The sequence below is a fragment of the Candidatus Korarchaeota archaeon NZ13-K genome (assembly GCA_003344655.1).
In the GTDB taxonomy this organism is placed as follows: domain Archaea; phylum Korarchaeota; class Korarchaeia; order Korarchaeales; family Korarchaeaceae; genus Korarchaeum.
In genome coordinates this window covers 1-19,581 of record MAIU01000008.1, presented here as the reverse complement: position 1 = coordinate 19,581, position 19,581 = coordinate 1, and the positions used below count along the sequence as shown (strand labels likewise).

The 19,581-nt window shown below is 54.8% G+C and carries 20 protein-coding genes; 13 read left to right on the top strand and 7 right to left on the bottom strand.

Translation table 11 applies throughout. The annotated features are described in order from the left end of the window. Positions 1-125 precede the first annotated feature (125 nt). The gene (locus tag BA066_02140; GenBank protein RDD53883.1) at positions 126-1,148 is read left to right on the top strand and encodes a branched-chain amino acid ABC transporter permease; all 1,023 of its coding nucleotides are present in this window, start codon (positions 126-128) and stop codon (positions 1,146-1,148) included. Between the two features lie 5 nt (positions 1,149-1,153). Next, positions 1,154-2,260: a branched-chain amino acid ABC transporter permease gene (locus BA066_02135; protein ID RDD53897.1), complete on the top strand. Its 1,107-nt coding sequence runs from the start codon at positions 1,154-1,156 to the stop codon at positions 2,258-2,260. 64 nt (positions 2,261-2,324) lie between these two features. Here the strand turns inward: BA066_02135 and BA066_02130 are convergent, their stop codons facing one another. Then, entirely contained in the window at positions 2,325-3,593 is a 1,269-nt protein-coding gene (locus BA066_02130; GenBank protein ID RDD53896.1) for a Glu/Leu/Phe/Val dehydrogenase, read from the bottom strand. Positions 3,594-3,895: 302 nt separating this feature from the next. On the opposite strand from BA066_02130, the gene BA066_02125 reads away from it, so the two are divergent. Beyond that, positions 3,896-4,186, top strand: a complete 291-nt coding sequence (locus tag BA066_02125) for a hypothetical protein (protein RDD53882.1) — start codon at positions 3,896-3,898, stop codon at positions 4,184-4,186. After that, complete coding sequence (locus tag BA066_02120; protein ID RDD53881.1) at positions 4,183-5,202, top strand: hypothetical protein; 1,020 nt, start codon at positions 4,183-4,185, stop codon at positions 5,200-5,202. The genes BA066_02125 and BA066_02120 overlap by 4 nt, the downstream gene beginning before the upstream one ends. On the opposite strand, the gene BA066_02115 is transcribed toward BA066_02120, so the two are convergent. Next, positions 5,176-6,615 (bottom strand): radical SAM protein, encoded by a 1,440-nt coding sequence (locus BA066_02115; protein RDD53895.1) that lies wholly within the window; start codon positions 6,613-6,615, stop codon positions 5,176-5,178. The two genes, BA066_02120 and BA066_02115, sit on opposite strands and share 27 nt — an antisense overlap. 332 nt (positions 6,616-6,947) lie before the next feature. Here BA066_02115 and BA066_02110 point away from each other — a divergent pair, with 332 nt between their 5' ends. From BA066_02110 to BA066_02095, 4 genes are all read left to right on the top strand, one after another. Then, positions 6,948-7,376 carry a single-stranded DNA-binding protein gene (locus BA066_02110; GenBank protein RDD53880.1) on the top strand — a complete coding sequence of 143 codons (429 nt, stop codon included), beginning with the start codon at positions 6,948-6,950 and terminating at the stop codon, positions 7,374-7,376. A gap of 194 nt (positions 7,377-7,570) precedes the next feature. After that, positions 7,571-8,860 (top strand): PLP-dependent aminotransferase family protein, encoded by a 1,290-nt coding sequence (locus BA066_02105; protein ID RDD53879.1) that lies wholly within the window; start codon positions 7,571-7,573, stop codon positions 8,858-8,860. A 134-nt stretch (positions 8,861-8,994) separates the two neighbouring features. Then, complete coding sequence (locus tag BA066_02100; protein RDD53878.1) at positions 8,995-9,873, top strand: fumarate hydratase; 879 nt, start codon at positions 8,995-8,997, stop codon at positions 9,871-9,873. An 11-nt stretch (positions 9,874-9,884) separates the two neighbouring features. Next, positions 9,885-10,484 (top strand): fumarate hydratase, encoded by a 600-nt coding sequence (locus BA066_02095; protein RDD53877.1) that lies wholly within the window; start codon positions 9,885-9,887, stop codon positions 10,482-10,484. A 360-nt stretch (positions 10,485-10,844) separates the two neighbouring features. On the opposite strand, the gene BA066_02090 is transcribed toward BA066_02095, so the two are convergent. Together BA066_02090 and BA066_02085 are read right to left on the bottom strand one after the other, a co-directional pair. Beyond that, complete coding sequence (locus tag BA066_02090; protein RDD53876.1) at positions 10,845-12,245, bottom strand: FAD-binding protein; 1,401 nt, start codon at positions 12,243-12,245, stop codon at positions 10,845-10,847. Between the two features lie 27 nt (positions 12,246-12,272). Beyond that, complete coding sequence (locus BA066_02085) at positions 12,273-12,974, bottom strand: hypothetical protein (protein RDD53875.1); 702 nt, start codon at positions 12,972-12,974, stop codon at positions 12,273-12,275. Between the two features lie 2 nt (positions 12,975-12,976). Here BA066_02085 and BA066_02080 point away from each other — a divergent pair, with 2 nt between their 5' ends. Both BA066_02080 and BA066_02075 read left to right on the top strand, forming a co-directional pair. Further along, positions 12,977-13,357, top strand: coding sequence for a hypothetical protein (locus BA066_02080; GenBank protein RDD53874.1), 381 nt, complete (start codon positions 12,977-12,979; stop codon positions 13,355-13,357). A 49-nt stretch (positions 13,358-13,406) separates the two neighbouring features. Continuing rightward, positions 13,407-14,165, top strand: a complete 759-nt coding sequence (locus BA066_02075; GenBank protein RDD53873.1) for a helix-turn-helix domain-containing protein — start codon at positions 13,407-13,409, stop codon at positions 14,163-14,165. 203 nt (positions 14,166-14,368) lie between these two features. Here BA066_02075 and BA066_02070 read toward each other — a convergent pair whose 3' ends face one another. Next, a complete protein-coding gene (locus BA066_02070) occupies positions 14,369-14,785 on the bottom strand; it encodes a PIN domain-containing protein (protein ID RDD53872.1) in 417 nt (138 codons plus the stop codon). Further along, positions 14,773-15,030: a hypothetical protein gene (locus BA066_02065; GenBank protein ID RDD53871.1), complete on the bottom strand. Its 258-nt coding sequence runs from the start codon at positions 15,028-15,030 to the stop codon at positions 14,773-14,775. Before BA066_02065 ends, BA066_02070 begins: the two co-directional genes overlap by 13 nt. A gap of 352 nt (positions 15,031-15,382) precedes the next feature. On the opposite strand from BA066_02065, the gene BA066_02060 reads away from it, so the two are divergent. The 3 genes from BA066_02060 (at position 15,383) to BA066_02050 (ending at position 19,172) form a co-directional block, all read left to right on the top strand. Next, on the top strand, positions 15,383-16,210 hold the full coding sequence (locus tag BA066_02060; protein RDD53870.1) for a hypothetical protein: 828 nt from the start codon (positions 15,383-15,385) through the stop codon (positions 16,208-16,210). Positions 16,211-16,253: 43 nt separating this feature from the next. Beyond that, the gene (locus BA066_02055) at positions 16,254-17,606 is read left to right on the top strand and encodes an AAA family ATPase (protein RDD53894.1); all 1,353 of its coding nucleotides are present in this window, start codon (positions 16,254-16,256) and stop codon (positions 17,604-17,606) included. Between the two features lie 84 nt (positions 17,607-17,690). Next, a complete protein-coding gene (locus tag BA066_02050) occupies positions 17,691-19,172 on the top strand; it encodes a hypothetical protein (protein RDD53869.1) in 1,482 nt (493 codons plus the stop codon). Here BA066_02050 and BA066_02045 read toward each other — a convergent pair. Next, a complete protein-coding gene (locus tag BA066_02045; GenBank protein RDD53893.1) occupies positions 19,146-19,493 on the bottom strand; it encodes a 4Fe-4S dicluster domain-containing protein in 348 nt (115 codons plus the stop codon). The two genes, BA066_02050 and BA066_02045, sit on opposite strands and share 27 nt — an antisense overlap. Positions 19,494-19,581 lie beyond the last annotated feature (88 nt).

Here is a 19,581-nt window from a genome sequence, read left to right as displayed (position 1 = left end):
ATGCGGGTCATATGGAGAAACATGTTAATTAAATGGGATTTCAGCGCATCTGGATTTACTGACATTCAGGGGACGTCACAAGGATCGTGATTTCCAGAAGATTCGCCCCTCGGCTGCATCCCGCTATGAACTCAAAGCTTAAAATCGCTAGTGGAATCCCCGTCTCTAAATCAACTGTATCAAGTAATGGAGTAACGCCAGGGGGTGATGAGATGCTGGAGGTTCTAACTACAGCCGTCAGCTATTCCAGCGCAATAGCTCTGGCTGCTGCCGGTATAACGCTGATTTACATGACTACCGGTACCTTCAGCTTCGCCCATGCATCCATGACCGCTTTGGGGTTTTATACGATCTTTACGTTCAGCAAGGTGCTTTTTAAGGAGAAGGGGCATCCTTACATGTTCTTTCCATTGGCGGCACTGTTCTCGGGGGCTCTGGGTGTTCTGACGTACCTTACGGTCAATAGGTGGCTCCTGAAGAGGAGGGCCGACATGATAACTCTGATGATGTCGACATTGGGTGTGGACCTCGTGTACTTCGCTTTACTCAACATATTCGCCGATTACTTGACTGAGAACTACAAGGTGAATGCAAGATTAATCGTACTGTCGACGGAGGACATAGTACTGGCTCATATTGGGGGCTTCGCATTGAGGGGAATTCCCGTGATCTCACTGCTCTTGGTGGTGATCACGGTGATCTCCCTTAAATATGTCATAAATCGAACAAAATTTGGTATAACACTCAGAGTTACAGTAGAAAATCCATCACTAGCAGAGATAGTTGGGATAAATCCTGAAACCATCTATCTGACATCCTGGTTCCTTGGCGGGGCTCTCGCGGGGCTCGCTGGGGCGATACTCTCGATGGTGGTCACCGGTACACCCGCCGTGGGAAGCTCAGTCATAGTCCCGGAGTTCGCAGGATCTATAGTTGGTGGTCTCTACTCTCTCTTCGGTGGCTTCGCCGGGGGCTACCTTATAGGAATGAGTGAATACATAGTGATAACTTTGGTCGCGACCTACATCTCTAGGAACCTAGTAGTCTATCAGCCGATAATACCTCTACTAGTGATGGCTACCTTCCTACTACTCTACCCCGAGGGACTCGGAGCCCTGAACATGGGTAAGATCTCAAGGAGGAGGTGATCGGATTGGAGGGGTTAATAGAAGTGCTCTCAGACCCTCTATTCCTCAGCATAATCGTTAACTTCAGTATCTTCCTGATAGTGACCCTAAGCCTTAATTTGGAGGTAGGCATAGCGGGAATCCCACAGTTCGGTAGAGTTCTGGCTGTACTGGCCGGCGCCATAGGGGCCGGATCCATAGCCGGGAGATTAATGGCCCTCTACTACGGACTCCCATGGGGAGGTGACTACGCGGATGTCTTCACGAACCTGAGGATAGTGGAGGAGATGAACAGAAGATTGAGCTCGAGTCCTCTGGAGTCCATCCTAATGCTGGTGCTCTCGCTAGCCGTGGCGGCGCTGATGGGGGGTATAATAGGGTATTTAGCGTCATATCCGGCGATAAGGCTCCGTGAGGCATACCTAGGGATAACGCTGCTGACTTTCGGCGAGGCGCTTCAAACGGTGGTCAAGTACTACGACCCAATCGCGGGGGGGACTGAGGGTATCACGGTCCCCGATGTGTTCAGGTTCGTTGGGGCGGGTCAAGCTAGGTTCATCTTCAGCGCGGCAGTGATACTGTGCGTAGCTATGATGGTGTACATTTACCTCCAGCTGCTGATCAGGTCCCCATTCGGGAGATCCCTTAAAGCCATGAGGGACATGGAAATGGCGGCCAGGGCCTTCGGAAAGGACATAGTGAAGCTCAGATCCCAAGCTCTTATAATAGGAGGATCCGTCGCCGCCTTGGGTGGGGCCCTATGGACTCTATACACAATGAGCCTGAAGGCATACACTTACAACAGAGTGACCTGGACGTTCTGGCCTTGGGCCTTCATGATGCTAGGTGGGGCTGGGAACAACATGGGGATACTGGTGGGGACGCTCGCATTCTCCACCATAAGGAGTCTCATATTTGCATACAAAACAACTTTGGAGTCCTTGATACCGATAAATCCTAACTGGCTAGAGTACATCCTAATAGGACTCACGATAGTGCTGATAGCCATGTTCAGACCACAGGGCCTGCTGCCGGAGAGGCCCGAGCTACCCTTATCTAGAGGAAGGATAGAGGCTCTCAGGAGCCATCATAGGGATACTCTGGAAGGCCCACCTGAGCCGAGTGCTGCATGAGGATGGGCTCATGGGGAAGGGATCATTCTGTTAAAAAGATGAGAAAAAGATGAGAAAAATATTTTTAGGGCCAGATCCCCCTGAGCTCCATCGCCCTAACCACTCTCTTGACGGCTAAGGCCAACGCAGCTGTTCTCATGTCAACCTTGAGCTCCTTGTGCATCTCGTAAACGTCCCTGAAGGCCTTCGTCATCTTAGCCCTCAGCTTCATCCTCACGGTATCTATGTCCCACCACTCCCTGGTCCTCGCCTGAACCCACTCGAAGTAGCTGACGGTGACGCCACCCGCGTTGGCCAGTATATCGGGAGCCACCGTGATGCCCCTCTCATGGAGTATGCTATCGGCCTCAGGAGTCGTCGGCCCGTTTGCCGCCTCCACTATGAGCTTGGCCTTGATGTTATCGGCATTCTTATCGGTTATGACGTTCTCAATGGCCGCTGGTATGAGCACATCCACATCTAGCTCCAGTAGCTTTTCATTAGCCCTCTTAGGATCGCTATCCAAGGAGGTGGAGCCTGGGAAGCCTACGACGGAGCCGGTCTTGTTCTTGTGCTCCAATACCTTATCTGGGTCCAGCCCGTCTGGGTTGTATATCGCCCCCTTGGAATCGCTCACGGCCACGATCTTCATGCCGAGCTCCTGCATGAACTTCGCTGAGAAGTAGCCGGCATTACCATAGCCCTGGACCGCAACCTTGGCCTTCTTAGGATCGATCCCAAGGACCTTCACAGCCTCCTCAGTGACGTATTGCAATCCCCTAGCTGTGGCCTCATTCCTCCCCTCACTCCCTCCTACCTCCAGCGGCTTCCCGGTTATCACGCCCGGCTCGAAGTAGCCCTTGATCATGCTGTAGGTGTCGACTATCCAAGCCATCGTCTGCGGGTTCGTGTAGACGTCGGGGGCTGGTATGTCTATGTCCACACCTATTATCGGGGCTATAGCATAGGCGTACCTCCTGGTGAGCCTCTCCAGCTCTCCCGGGCTGAGGGCCCTGGGATCAACCCTGACGCCTCCTTTCCCGCCACCGAACGGGACATCAACCACGGCAGTTTTCCAGGTCATCCACATCGCTAGGGCCTTCACCTCATCGACGTTCGTGTCGGGGTGATACCTTATGCCCCCCTTGAAGGGCCCCCTGGCATCGTTGTGCTGAACCCTCCAACCCAGGAAGACCTTGATGGAACCGTCATCCATCCTAACAGGGATCTGGACCTCCAGCACCCTTTTCGGTGTCGCGAGGATCTGGTGAATCCCCGGGTCTAGTTTCAGCACCTTGGCGGCCTTATCCAGCTGCTTGAGGGCATTCTCCCAAGGGTTCAACTGCTCGGCCATGCTGACACCTCCGGCCTCCAATGCGTCGCAGGTCTTTCTTAAAAAAATTTCCATATGAGGAGGGGTCGCTCCGCATTCGAGTTAAAATATTCTACATGGGATTAGCGGAGCCCCTGGAACGATTCCGGAACAATGTATTTATGCCTGCCTGGTGACATCGGTTCATGCTTCTAGAGTTCGCACTATCGGCAGCCGCGGTAGTGATATCTTACGCATTATATAGGCGTTATAACGTGAGAAATATTGTACCATATCCGGTCATCGGAGCCATATATTCCTTCAATAGACCACTTTTTAGTATAATGTTTCTTCTATGTTTCTCCATCTCGATCTTAGTGGGCGAGGCCGTTTTCAGGAGGTTCCTAGTGTACGGGATGCGCGTGTTCCACATACAGCTCCTCACCTCACTGCTCCTGATGCTCCCTTACTCGCTCGCGAAGTCAGATGAGATCTCATTAGCGCTATCGATGCTTTCAGGGCAGATGGCTTACGATACTCACTCAAGCAGGGATCAAATTAAAACAGCGATTTCGTTTGTGCTCACATTCATCGCGATATCCCTCACCTACTGGTTGATCAAGGGATCCTCATGAGGATCTCCGTGTCTGGGACTCGCGGAAAGACAACCACGGTAAACATGGTGCACGATCTCCTCATGAGGAGGGGATTGAAGGTCGTCTCAAAGACCACCGGGGAGGATGCGATCGTCAGGATCGCTGATTCGGAATTCAGAATGAACATAAGGCCAAGATCCGTCTTAGATGAGAATCTAGATGTCATTAAGATCCCCCATGATGTCCTGATAATCGAAAATCAGGCGATAACACCTTACACTATGAGGGTCTTCCACAGGATGGTGAGGCCGGACATCGTCACGATAACCAACGTGAGGATGGACCACGCGGAGTTCTTGGGCGAGAACAGGAGGGAGGTGGCCAAATCCTTCATTTCATCCATCAACGAAGATGTTGAGTTTCTGATAAGCGGCGAGACCAGAAAGGAGCTGATAGATCTACTGAAGGCCGGAGCGGAGCGGCTGGGTGCTGAGTACATCCAAGCTAGGAATTACGGGATACCCGGGTCTGAATCCGTGGGAATCTCTGAGGAGGTTGCGAGACTGGTCACGGGGGAGCGCTTGGGTGAGGAGGAGAGGAGGTACATGATGAGAAAGCTAGAGGAAATGCTGAGCGTTAGGAGGAGCGGTGACCTCCTCTGGTACAACGGAGCAAAGGTGAACGATCCGGAAAGCGCTGAGATCCTGCTGAGTTACCTGCTCAGGAGGTATGGGAGGCGCATCATCATCTCAGCGAGCTTCAGGAGCGATAGGAGGGATAGGACATCCCTCTTCGCCGGTTTCCTGAGGAAGCTCTCCGAGGAGGAGCTCATCAGCTCCATCTTCGTCAGCGGTCATGCGGCCAGATCGGTGGCGAAGCGCGTGGGGAGGAAGTGCTTCCCCGTGAAAGAGGACTTGGACTCCGTGAGGGACGTTATAGGACTTGCGATGAGGGAGGGAGCCATCTTGATGCTTCTAGCCAATAGAAAAACTAAGTTTGCCGACCTGATGCTTGAGGAAATAGGGAGGCTATCTTCCAACGACGGAGGCCTCTAGCTCCTCCCAGAGATCGGAGTTGAACTCGCAGCTCGGATCGGGACCCAAAGGATCCCCGTAGTAAGCTAGGGCCCTGGCCCTGCATCCCCCGCATATGTACTTGTACCCGCATGTCAGGCAGGCATAATCGACCCTATCCCTATCCCTCAGCTTATTCAGGAGCTCGTTGTTCTGCCAGATGTTGAGAAACCCATCCCTCAGCACGTTCCCCAGCACCACTGGCATGAAGACGCAGGGCTGCATATCCCCGTTGTGCTCGACCGAGCAGTATATCCTGCCGGCCCCGCATCCGCCCAGGAACTCGGCTAGGGCGAACCCCGCTGACATGTACTCCTCGGGTATCGCCAGCTCGGCGAAGTGAGTCGGGGTGAGCTTTCCTCCCTTATCCGCATGCTTGAGCGAGACGACAGCATAAACGGGACTCGTGGAGAATGCCTGGAACCCATTAGACAGCTCCGAATAGAGGAGCTCAAGGACCTCCATCCTCTCCCTCGGGCTCAGGTCGTATTCCAGGATCTCCCTTCCCCTGCCCGTCGGTATGAAGTTGAAGGCGATGAACCTATCGGCGTTCAGCTCCTTGGCCAGCTTCAACATGTCCGCCACCTCCTTGTAGTTCTTCTTTGTGACCGTCATAGCGATGCCAACATCCATACCGGCTTCCTTAGCGTTCTTCGCCCCCTCGACGGACCTCTCCCAGGCTCCCTTCACCCCTCTGAAGCTATCGTGAGACTCCGGATTGGGTGAGTCGAGGCTGACCTCCACGTACCTGACCCCTATCTCCTTCAACCTCCTAGCGACCTCAGGTTTTATGAGTGTGGCGTTCGTGGCAACGCTCACGTACATGCCGGCATCGGCGGCCCTCTTGGCCACGACCCAGAAGTCGGGGACCATCAGAGGCTCCCCTCCCGAGAAGGAGACGGCAGCAACGCCAGCTTCATCCATCTGCCTGAGCACCTCCAGCCTCTCCTCCAGCCCGAGCTCGTCCGGTGGTGGTAGGGGAGAAGCGTTGGCGTAGCAGTGGAGGCAGGAGAGATTGCACCTCTTCGTGAAATCCCAAACTACCATGAATGGGGAGTAGAGCCTCTGAGGCCTGGTTATGCCGTAATGGGCGATCCCGAGCAGTATGTTCGCTATCCCCCTTCTCATGTATGGATCCTTCAACCTCTCCTTGAGGAGCGACTCATCGAAGCCGAACCTATCGGCTGATTTAGAGAGTAAAAGACCTACCGCGTGGGAGATGGTCTTCTCCCTCATTCCCTCGGGTTCCTCCACCTCTGCATAGATGGCGAGTATTTTGGAGAGTCTTCTCGGATTTCCTACCATCTTGATGAGACTTCTAGCGATTTTGTTGTTCAATATTCTCCTTATATCATAAATGAGCTTGTTGACATCCACACTCCCCTGCTCGTCCATTCCCTGGACCCTCCGCATCATAGGGGCCTGAGGATATTTTAATGTTTATCGATTGTAATTTTATGGCAATAAATCTAAAATTATATTCCAAATATCCGGCAGTTTCATAAATTGATTATGATCTATCTTACTCCCTAACGAAGTACATTGATTCATGTAGCGGGTTCATCGTTACAGATTCCAACTTATGGAATGCTCGCTTGGCTGCGCGTGGCCTGCCAGTCCACTGGGTGGCGCCTGATACTCGAGGGTCCTATGATCCGGGGACCGCATGACCCATACGTTTAAATAGCTGGGGGTGGGGGTAGGGCAACGCCTTCGAGGCGAGTGGTATGTCGACGAGTCGTAAGGTATTGGATCTGAGACCCGGAGAGAGCAGCGTGGATGTGAAGGTCCGGGTCCTCGAGGTGGGCGAGCCGAGAGTTGTGGAGACCAAGAGAGGTCCGAGAACGCTATCAGAGGCCACCGTTGGTGACGAGACTGGAAGGGTCGTTCTAGTACTATGGGGTGAGCACGCGGGCAAGCTGAGGGAGGGGGATGTTGTCGAGCTGCAAAATGCCTTCACAACCGTATATAGGGGAAAGGTTCAGCTGAACCTAGGGAATATGGGGAGACTTTCTGAAACAAATGACGAGGGTTTCGTGAAGGCTGAGGATATCCCTGAGGACATGCCGGAGGCTCAGGGTGACTTCAGGCCCCAGAGGAGAAGGAGGGATTTCAGAGGAAGGGATGAGGGATATAGAGGAAGACCAAAGTGGTGATGTGAAGGTAGAAATGAGTACGGGATTCCGAGGCATTTCTCATCAGGTGACCCTGTAGTTTTTTAACACAATTTAACATCCTTAATCGGGCAGTCAGGTCACATCAGCTTATTTGGTTAAATACTTAACCGAATAAGTGACCGATGGGACCCACATGATTAAATGTTTTACATCCTGAACGGTTCGGTGTTACCTTGCCTGCGCGTAAGGTTGGTCTGGCTGAGTGGACCAAGCTGATCCCGGAGTCGGAGATAAGGAGGCTGCTCAGGTACAAGGTGAAGTATTACTTCGCTGGAGGCAAACCCGGCGTGATACCAACAGGGGCATTCCCAATGATCCTGATGAGATTGGCCTTAAGGGAGCTCGAGGACGTCTTCTCGGGGAGGGAGGTGGAGGTCATCGAAGACTATAACTACGGCCCGACGGACGGCCTCCCGGACGTCAGGATGACCCTGGCCAACATCTTCAGGGAGAGGGACTCCATAAACCTAGACAAGGAGGAAGGATGGAAGGAGGTGGTGGTCACAACAGGATCTCAGCAGATGATATATCTGGCCCTAGATGTCCTCTTGAACCCTGGAGACATAGTTATAGTCCCCGCTCCGGTCTACCTGGGCTTCGTGAACGTCGTTACGAAGCTTTACGGGAACACGATAGCGGTACCCTCCGACAGGGAGGGGATGATCCCCGAGTACGTGGAGGAATCCATAAGGAAGGCGGAGAGCGAGTTGGGCAGGAAACCCAAGCTGATATATGTCGTCCCGGACTCGGATAACCCCTCCGGCACGACTTTACCGGAGAGCAGGAGAAGGAGGCTGCTGGAGATAGCCAAGGAGAACGGAATCTATCTGCTTGAGGATGCTGCCTACAGGGAAATACAGTTCAGGGGGGAGAGGTTAAAGCCTATAAGGGCGTTCGATGAGGATGGGAGCACCGTCATCTATATGAGAACCACCAGCAAGGAGGTTTCGGTCCTCAGGGTGGGCTACAACCTGATGCCCCCTGAGATAAGGGAGGAGGTCGTCAAAGCGAAGGGTTATCACGATCTGTGCACGCCCACGATAACGCAGAAGATGGCTAAGCTCTACTACGAGCTCTACTTCAATCAGTTCATAGAGAGGGTGAGGGAGGGCTATAGGAGAAGGTATGAGGCGATGGCGAAGGCCATAGATGAGAGCTTCCCCGATGGCACGAGGACGGATCCAACGGGAGGGTTCTTCATATGGTGGGAGTCATCTAAGAGGGATTTCGACAGTAAGAGGTTCCTGGAGGAGGTAGCAATACCAAATGATATACTTTACGTTCCCGGAGAGGCCTTCTATCCACTTAAGGGATACATATACGATCCATCGGATGGTAAGCTGCTGGATGCGGCTAAGAGGACTCCGAAGAACGGCATGAGGCTAGGCTATTCCTACAACGACCCCAGCGTGATAGATGAGGGGATAAGGAGGCTCGGTTCTCTCCTCAGCAGGAACCTATAAAAACCTCATTTTTACACCATTTGGGGAGAGGGGGCCGGATAACCGCGGCTCAAGATCCGTGCTCCCGAGATCGTCCCAGGGAAGGGGATAGAAAAGTTAATAATTTATACGGTCTTATCCCCTAAGGGTTCTTCATGGGGGACCTCAGGCAATCCATCATCGATGGGATCGTTAGGATGATGAGGGAAGCGGCTTTTAATGTCCCCAAGGATGTCAGGGAGGCCCTCGTCAAGGCATATGAGGTGGAGGACAATCCGGTAGCCAAAGCCAATTTGGAGGCTATATTGAAGAACATAGATGCCTCCGGCAGGCTCAGGATGCCGATGTGCCAGGACACCGGGACCCCTACCTTCTTCATAGAGCTGGGAGATGAATTCCCGGTCAGATCGGAGCTTATATCCATTATAGAGGAGGCGGTGAGGAAGGCGACCAGGGAGATACCACTCAGGCCAAACACGGTGAACCCCTGGACGGGGGAGAACCCGGGAGACAACACCGGTAGGTTCGTCCCCATAGTGCACGTAGACCTGGTCCCCGGGGATCGGATGAGGGTGATCTACCTGGCCAAGGGAGGGGGCAGTGAGAACACCTCCAAGCTCTACATGCTGAGCCCGGTCCTCGGGGTTAAGGGTGTGAAGAGGGCTGTGATAGATGCCATGGTCGACGCTGGTCCTCAACCATGCCCTCCAATAGTGGTGGGCGTGGGGGTCGGGGGTAGCGCGGATCTCGCGATAAAATTGGCAAAGAAAGCGACTTTCAGGAGGTTAAATGAACAAAATCCAGATCCAAAACTGGCGGATCTCGAGAATGAACTCCTGGACATGATCAACTCCCTCGGATTGGGTCCCATGGGGCTAGGGGGCAGGACCTACGCCCTGGGGGTCAAGATCGAGTGGGCCCACAAGCACCCGGCGAGCCTGCCGGTGGGTGTGAGCACGCAGTGCTGGGCCTTCAGGAGAGCGGAGGGCGTGTTCGATAAGAGGGGTGATCTTGAGATAGTGCTCCCACCTTAGGGGGTGATCACATGGTCGAGTACAGGTTGAGGACTCCGGTCACCGAGGAGCAGGTTAGGAAACTCAAAGTGGGGGATATAGTGTATCTGGATGGAATAATAATAACTGGCAGGGATCAGGTACACAGAAGGGCTCTGGAGCTGGCCGCTAAGGGCGAGAAGGATAAGGTTCCGGTGAAGCTCGAGGGCATGGCTCTCTATCACTGCGGTCCCATAGTGGGTAAGGTGGATGGGGAGTGGAAGATATACGGATTCGGGCCGACGACGAGCGCCAGGATGGAGAGCGTGGAGGCCGATTTCATAAGGGAGTTCGGGGTCAGGTTGATAATAGGGAAGGGGGGCCTGTTCGAGAGGACGACCCAGGCCATGAAGGAGTACGGAGCAGCCTACCTTGCCTACCCGGGCGGTGTCTCGGTGCTCGCCACAAATGCCGTCAGGAGAGTGCTGGAAGTTCACTGGCTGGATTTGGGGGTTCCTGAGGCCATGTGGGTGGTGGAGGTCGAGAACTTCGGTCCAACCATGGTGGCGATAGACTCCCACGGAAATAACCTTTTCCTGGATGTGCTGAGCAACGTGAGGAAGAGGGCCGAGGAGATCAAGGCAAAAATCTGAGGCCAGATCAAACCCATAACACCCTTAGGAAACTTTTTTATGGATTGGCTGCTGGCGGCTTGGCCGGGAGGCTCAGGCCTGAGGGGAAGCCAGATCGACATCCAAGCTCCTCAGATGGGATAGTATCTCAGCTACGGTTAGCAGAGCCGCCACTTCATCAGCTCTCTCTATGTTCAACTCCCTCAGGGTTTTCAGATAACTTTCATACCTCCTCTTGAACATCCTAGTGTCTCTCACGCTGAGCGGCATGGTAGCACCTTTCGGACTCCTTCATCGATCTAACGCTCAGGAAAATTAATAAAGAATTCTCCGTCACGCTAAGCAAGCCGCTCCTTAGGGACTTGAAAGGTCACTCAAGCGCTAGCGATGCCCGGCGGAGAGCCTCCTTGCTATGTCCCTACCTATCCAGACCCCGGAGGCGGCTGCCTGCACGAGCCCCCTGGAGACACCGGCGCCGTCCCCACCGGCGTAGAGCCCCTCTATGGTCTTGGTCTCCAGATTGGGCTTCAAATCTATCTTAGCCCCGTAGAGCTTCACTTCGACCCCGTAGAGGAGCGTGTGATCGGAGTAAATCCCTGGCATTATCTCGTTCATCGCCTTTAGCATCTCCAGGATGTCCTTCAAGTACCTGAACGGGAGGACGAAGCTCAGGTCACCTGGAGTCGCTCCTGGCAGCGTGGGCCTGACTACGCTCCTGCTCAACCTGGCCTCGGTGGATCTCCTCCCCCTCTTGAGATCCCCGAGCCTTTGCACTATCGGCTGATTGTCCGCTATCTCATTTGCCATCCTCGCTATGCTCAGCGCATACGATATGGTGTCCCTGTAAGGTTCCGTGAACTCCGTTGTGACTAACAACGCGAAGTTCGTGTTCTCCGTCTTAGCATCATTTCTAGAGATACCGTTGACGGTCACTATCCCCCAGTAAGATTCTGTGATCACCTCACCCCTGGGATTGACGCAGAAGACCCTTACCTTGTCGTCGAAGGTGTCACTGTAGTATATGAGCTTCGGCTCGTAGAGCACGTCCGTGAACTCGCGCATGACCTCATGGGGAACCTCCACCCTGACCCCGAGGTCGACCTTACCGCCATCCACCCTGACCCCGAGCCTCCTCATCTCGCTCACGAGCCAGCTCTCCATGACCCTTCCTGGGGTCAGCACGACGTACCTGGCCCTCAGCTCCTCACCGTCGGAGAGGGTCACCCCCGAAACCCTACCGCCATCGGTCAGTATCCTGGTGACCGGAGTTCCGAACCTCAGGGCGACTCCCATCTCCTCAACCCTCCTCCTCATGTTAAGGAGCACCCTGTAGCCTCCATCGCTTCCCATGTGCCTTATCCTGAAGGGAATCAGGAGGAGACCGGCCTTCAGCGCCTTCCTCCTCAGCCTCTCCACCTCCTCCTTGTCCTCCCCGTAAACGTGCTCTGGCGCTCCCAACTCCAGGAATGTCCTGTCAACATGATCGATCAGTTCCCAGAATTCCCTCTCCCCTATGAGACCGGCTAAATCCCCACCGACCTCCTTGGTCAGGTTGAGCTTTCCATCGCTGAACGTGCCTGCACCACCGAAGCCGGACATTATGTCGCAGATGGGGCAGGCCAGGCACCTTCCAGCCTCCTTCATCGGGCATCTCCTGCCCTTTATGTCCTTCCCCATCTCAACCACGAGGACCCCAGCATCCGGAAGGGCTCTCTTGATCTCCATGGCCGTGAAGATCCCAGCGGGACCTGCCCCAACTATCACAACGTCCCAGCTCTCCAATATCCCTCGCCGAGAGCCGGGGGCTCGCTATATAAGCTTTCCCGTGCCGGCTAGGAATGAGAGCGTTCCCAGATAATCGCCCTCAAGCGTCAGCACGTCCGTTGACTCCGGGTCGAGGCATCTTGGGAATATGGGTCCGTAGTCCCCGGGATTTAGTACGTCCCCGTAACCGATCAATTCATTGAAGGCCGGGATCAGGATGATTGTCCTCGGGAGGTTCTCGCAGACGGAATCTCCAACCACCCACACGGGCACCCTTCCGAGGCCTCTGATCATCACCGACGGATGGACGTGACCCATTATCCCGAAGTCGTAGGATGACGATTCCTCGGATGGGTAGGCGTGACCGTGGAAGACCCACACGTCACCCAGGGGCGCGCCCCTCGCCCCATGGATCACGACCTTCTCCCCAGCGAGCCTGTGGAGGCCACCGTCATGGTTGCCCAGAACGATCTCAATCCTCCTGAATCTCCGGGACACCCCCTCCAGGAACCTCCTCACCCCTACGCCTGTGAAAGCGACGGAATGCTTCAGATCACCGGCTATGAAGAGACCATCAGCCCTTCCAAGTGATAGGAGTTTCTCCAAAATCTTCTCGCTCTGGTCAGGGACGTAAAAACCCTGAGCGGCTAGTTCCATCTCATACCCCACGTGGAGGTCGGCGACCAATATCCACCTCTCACCCCCAACGCTTATCTCTACCGCCGGCCTACCCCATATAGGTCTCATCCTTGGAGGCGGAGATCAAGCGAATTAAAATACATTCCCTGCTGGCCGCTCTTCCATGGAGCAGCTCCATCAAAGCCTTGAGGTATGCCCTGAGGGGCCATGTAGAGAAGCACGTTTTCCTTCCGAGCGGGAGGTACTTCTACATCGTCAGGGGATCCTCCGGGAGTCACGTGGTCTCTGAGGAGGGGGCCTGCTCCTGCCTAGACTATTATCTGAACGTCGTGATGAGGGGCAGGAGGGCATTCTGCCATCATTTCGTCTCGGTGGTGATAGCTAGGGAGTTAGGGAAGCTGAGGATCGTGGAGCATAAAGATCAAGAACTCCCAGGTTTGCTGAAGGGCCTGATGTCATCGGAGGGTATGATGCCACGGCCTGATCGTTGAATGGCGAAGACTTTATAATGGGGAGTCACACCAATGTCTAGTGGTATCGATGGATGTGAGCGATGAAATAGACAGCGAGCTCTTGGCGGATTACCACAGGAGGATACTGAAGGAGGTGGTCGCTAAGAAGATAGCTGGTGACATACTGTTCAGCCAGAACATAGGCCAAGCGATGAGGAAGTGGAGGGAGTACTTCGGAGTCAAGCAGAGCGACCTTGCAAGGGCTCTCGGTGTCTCAGCATCCGTCGTATCCGATTATGAGTCCAGCAGGAGGAAGAGTCCCGGTTCGCTCGTGCTGAAGAGGTTCGTCATGGCCCTCATAGAGGAGGACGAGAAGAGGGGAGGTGCTGTTCTCAGGACCCTCGTCAGGACTTCCGGCCTAGTCCCCCTCCTGTCAAGCGTGGTTGACATAAACGAGTTCAACTTACCGATAGAGATGGAGAGGTTCCTGGAAGCGATAGAGGGTAGGATAGTGGTTGAGGCCCCCCAGCCGACGTACATACATGGATACACCGTGATAGACAGTCTTAAGGCCATCCTTAATCTGAGCGGCTCGGATTTCATGAGATTGTTCGGCACATCAACGGAGAGGGCCCTGATATTCACTAGAGTATCGGCCGGCAGGAGCCCCCTGGTGGCCCTGAAGGTAGTCGACGTGAGACCCAGCTTGGTAGTGCTCCACGGACCGAACCCCGAGGGTGTCGATGAGCTGGGCATCAAGCTGGCATCTGTGATGAGGGTTCCGCTCGCTGTAAGTACTTTAAAGGACGTGAGTGAGCTAGTGAGCAGGCTCAGGGAGCTCTCCTGAGGAGGGCGAGATTTCACTCAGGACGCAGGAAATTTTCAAGCCGACACGGGCCCTCGCGAGTTTCATGCTGGCCTACTTTTGTCATGGCGAATCTCATGCTTCTCGATTCGTACCCTGACGAGCGAGATCCCAACGGAGGAAGTTGATCGATCCGCCAGGTAAAACCTGTTAAACGACGGACCTGATTCACCGGGAATGCTCGACTAGGGCATGACCTCCAGATCTAAGACCTCCCTCAAGGTATCCCTTTTGCTCAGCATTTCCTGGTCGAGCGTCACGAGCGCGACTCCCCCTATGCGCTTGCAGGAGATCGCGTGGATTAGGTCTAAAGCCCTCATCTTCAACGAGGGCGCCAGCTTAAGTGCCATCCGCAGCACATCATTCATGTCAACGTACATCAGCCTTCCCCCGACGAGATTGATGGAGTAGATCGCCAGCTCCAAGGGCTTGCCCAGACCGGCTCTCGAGTAGACGGATGCCAGCTCCAGCAGGACCAACCTTGTGGTGTAAAATTCACCGAACCTCTTCCTCAGTCCCTTCAGGACTTTCTCTGCATGTTTGTGGGATGGATCGCCCTCATCGACGAAGGAGATTATCACGCTAGTATCTAAGCATGCCATGATCTCGCTCTCTCCTCCTTCAGGATGTCAGAGAGTCTTCCATGATAGATTCTGTATCCTATCTTCAGGAGATCCTCAACTTCTCTCTCCATCCTCTCCCAGAAGCTGACCTGCTCTTCGATCTCCTCATCGCTCAGTTTAGCCTCACTCAATTCATTGAGAGCGTGGAGTATATCCTTAGCAAGCCCGTACTTCACCATCTCCTCCGAGAGCCTGCGGAGGAGAGGATCCCTCACCGGGGGCACTTTACCTCACCAGGCCCGGCGTGGCTCGGTGGATAATTTAAATCTGCTCATCCCTCGCACCATCTTTAAATGATAAAAAGAATATCTTCGCGGGATGGATCGTTCGGGAACGGCCCCACGGGATCAGGGTCCAGCGGATATCTTGGAGGTCCACATGGATGGATCCCCAGCCCCTTGAGGGCTCCGGACTTCGCTGGAAGGGGTTGATCAACGGGTCCGCTCTGAAGGATCGCTGGTGATGGTCGGGTGAGGCTCATCGCGATGTCCGATGCTCTTGGTTGTGCGCGGTTCATCACATGAGCTCTCGATCGCCATGAAAAGGTTATTTCCCAGTTCATCCTCAACATCCGGGATGAGGATGCGATCCGCTCGCGCCCTAGTGCTGGCGACGCTCCTGGCTTTTCCGGTGCTGGCGGCTTCATGCACACCTGTGAAGATTGACGTTCCTATTTACGTCCCAGCAGACTTCCCCGTTAGCGGAACAGTCTGCTTAACCTCTCAGATGGCCTCCAATCTCAGGGCTAGGCTTTACGTGGATGGATCTTTCTTCCAAGAGGGAACGGCTGATGAGATGGGGTGCTACAGGATCGTGATAAGACCCCTCACGGCTGGGAGTCATGTTCTCTACGCCGAGATATTCAGGGGGGATGAGAAGGTGGCTGAGATAGAGGCCAAGGTCATAGCGATAAAGGGAATGCTCCTAGTGAAGCCGCAACCCCTGACCGAGATAAGGAGGGGCGAGAGAAAGGAGGCCATCATGGTGATCGAGAATAGGGCCCCCCTGAATCTGACGAACGTGTTCTTGGAGGTGGAGGCTCCCTTCCCCATCTTCGGCGAGAGGATGATTAGGGTGAGGGACTTCGTCATCTACGGGAGGATAGGGGATCTTCCCATGAACGGTTCCAAGAGCTTGAAGCTTATCTTGGCCGTACCAAGGGAGTTCAGACCGGGCAGTCATGACCTGAAGGTGAACTTGACGTACGAGGTGGCCTCCCAGAGGTACAGCGTCCTCCTAAGGACCAATGTGATCGTGCTCAATGAAACGTATTCTGTGGAAACTCTTACTTCAGCCTTTGAGTCCGAGAGGACTATGCTGAACCTCCTGAATGCGCTGCTGGCCTTGATAGCGATCTCCGTGCTAGTGGGTGTCATCCTCGCTTGGAGGCGAGCGAAGGGGTAAAAGCGTAAAAATCATGGAGATCAACAGGGTGATCCGGGGGGCGGTGATGGAGATAGAGGAGATAGGTGGCGTTAAGGTGGAGAGGATAGGGGCTCACAGTCACATAAAGGGGCTGGGCTTGGATGAGAGCGGGAGGGCCAAGTTCGCGGCGGATGGGCTGGTAGGTCAGCTGAGGGCCAGGGAGGCAGCCGGCTTGGTGGTGAAGATGGCCAGGGAGGGGAGGCTCAGCGGCAAGGCCGTGCTGCTGGCCGGTCCCCCTGGGACAGGGAAGACCGCCATAGCGGTGGCCATAGCTAGGGAGCTGGGCGAGGAGGTCCCGTTCATTCAGCTCAGCGGTTCAGAGATATACAGCGCGGAGAGGAAGAAGACCGAGGTGCTGATGGAAGCGATGAGGAAGGCGATAGGGGTGAGGATAAGGGAGATGAGGAAGGTCTACGAGGGGGAGGTCGTGGAGCTAGATGTGAAGACGGGATCCAGCCCGTTCAACCCGTTCATCAAAGTGCCGCAGGAGGCCGTGATAACCCTCAAGACAACCGGCGAGGAGAGGAGACTGAGGGTGGGTCCCAACGTCGCCAGGCAGATCGTCGAGCTCGGGATCAGCGAGGGAGATGTCGTCATGATAGATGCGGAGAGCGGCAGGGTCTCCAGGATGGGAAGGGCCAGGGAGTCCCACTCTTACGATCTGGAGGCCGAACAGATAATTCCAAGGCCTGAGGGGCCCGTTCTTAAGGAGAAGGAGTTCGTCTACGTCATGACGCTGGACGATCTGGACAACATGTTCGCTAGGAGGAGGGGAGGTGGCATATTCTCCCTTCTCTTCGGAGTGGGGGAGAAGGAGATAGACCCAGAGGTGAGGGCTGCGGTCGATCAGCAGGTCAGGGAATGGGTCGAGGCGGGGAGGGCGGAGATAATCCCAGGCGTCATGTTCATAGATGACGCCCACATGATGGACATAGAGGCGCTCAGCTTCATAAGCAGGGCGATGGAGAGCGAGCTGGTCCCGATAATAATACTGGCGACTAACAGGGGGATCACCAAGATAAGGGGAACCGAGATAGAGGCCCCGTTCGGCATGCCCCTTGATCTGCTGGACAGGCTGGTGATAATAACCACCGATAAGTACAATGGGGAGGAGATAGAGCACATACTGAGGATAAGGGCAAAGGAGGAGGGTATAGAATTGAGTGAAGAGGCCATGAAGTACCTGAGAAGGATAGGTGAGGATAGATCTCTTAGATACGCCGTCCAGATACTTGGAATAGCCGGTGTGAAGGCCAGATCTGAGAGGAGAAATGAGGTGAGCCGGAATGACGTGGAGGAGGTTGCCTCCAGATTCAGTGACGTTAGGGAAGCCGTGGAACATCTCAGGAGGTACGAGGAGGAACTCCTGAGGTGATTTCTAAGTCTTCTGACTAACTCGATGACGGCAACCCTCTCCCCACCTTTTTATTACCCCCCGCCCTGGCGAGGAGGTGATCGCATGCCAAGGTATTCCACGCTCCTGATCGCGATGCTCCTGCTCCCCCTGGCTCTCGCTGAAGCGGGTCCCGTCGTCACGTGGCAAGATGCCTTGGAACTCCCATCCTCACCTCAGATAGACATCAGATCCCTCAGCGTTCAGGTGAGCGGCTCGGATCTGCTGATGACCGTGGATACCTACTCCCACTCAGATCCCAAGCCAGATTACTACACGGGCAGGATATTCTTGGACGTGAGACCAGGGGGTGAGGTCTCCGGTGACACCAAGGGAGCGGACTATCAGCTCGCGTTCTACCTGAATCCATCGAACTCCTCAGATAAGGGCTGCTCCGTTCTAGCTTACGATGACGTCAAGCTACAGTGGGGGGAGTCCAAGCTGCTTTCATGCTCCGTGCAGCTTTCAGCCGGCAAAATACTGATCTCTGGGAGGGGATTCGGTGGATACATGAACCTAAATTCGTTCAAAGTGAAGGCTTACTTTGATTCATTGAGGAGAGATACTTACAAAAAATCCTACTCTTTGTCCAACAGTGGGAGGGCCAGCTTGGACGGTAATGCCAGGGAGTACAGGATCCCCTTGCTCTCAAATCGGCCCGGGATCACCCTATCGGTCATGGACTACAGGGAGCTATACGCTTTGGATGACCTCTCCAGGCTCTATCTCGCTTTAGTGCCATCCAGCAAGCAGGGGGTGGCCTGCGATGTCAGGGGAGTCAACTCCAGGCTCACCAGGAACTACTTCGTCGACCTTGACTCCGACATGAATGAGACCAACGGCGTCGACCTGAGCGCCGGTTACAGCTACATCTGCACTTCCGATGGGAGGAGGTGGTTCCCCTACACGATCTACCTGGGATCCGGTGAGATAGCCGTTGGAGAGGCCGTTGAGCTCTCTGTGAAGCTCCTGCCCTCTCTCGCCAAGCTCAGCCAAACCGGCTTCGACGTGATACTCAGGGTGGCCATCATCTACAGGGACTCCGTTCCCGACTCCGGATGGATCTCCTACGGGAGTGGCATACCGGAACCGAGCTCCTTCGAGGTCCTGGGGACCAATGTCGACCTGGGGATGAACAGGGATCTATCCGACAGGTTCAGATCCATGGGATCTGCCAGCGGCATCCTCAGGATAGGCCTGGGAGGACCCGCCGCGGATCCCTCCTACTCGGCCGATGGGTCCGTGAAGTTCCTGAAGGGGAAGGACGGGCTCTACAGGGGAGTGGAATTCAATGGGAGGGACTACTGGTCGAGCTACGGGAGGAGGGACTACGCCGTGGTGAAGGTGGTGAGGATGGGCGATGGTTACTACTGCTCTGTAGCTGGCGTGACCAGGTACGGGACCAGGGCTGGGCTTATCTGGGTGTCTGAGAACATGCAAGCGCTCTCCCCAGGGCAGGCCTATCTAATCGGCTGGACAGATGACGGGGACGGTGTCGTTGAGCTCGATGAGATCAGCCTGCTAGATGTGAGCGGGTCGGGAGGTTGAGGATCCAAGATCCCTCAGTTCCAAGAGCCTGAATGCGTAAGCTGATAGGGGACAAACCTCGTTGCACCTCCCGCATCCGCTGCAAAGCTTCTCATCTATTTCGGCCCTCGCTCCGAGCCTTATTGCTCCCCTCCCGCAGTAATCAGAGCACACGCCGCAACCGCCGCACAGGCTAGCCCTGACGATCACCCTGAGGACCTCCAAGGGATCCCCCCTGAAGGATATCCTGAATTGACCTTCGGGATTATCTATACGCAATATCTCAGATCTTCGAAGCGATTTTGAGAGGTTGAGCAATCTGGATGGCTCAAGGTTCCTCATGGAGATGGATGATCCGTCGAGTGAGGCCACCAACGGCGGGCTCCTCCCGGATGAGCAGAGCCTTCCGATCCTTCCCGGGGGGTTGACC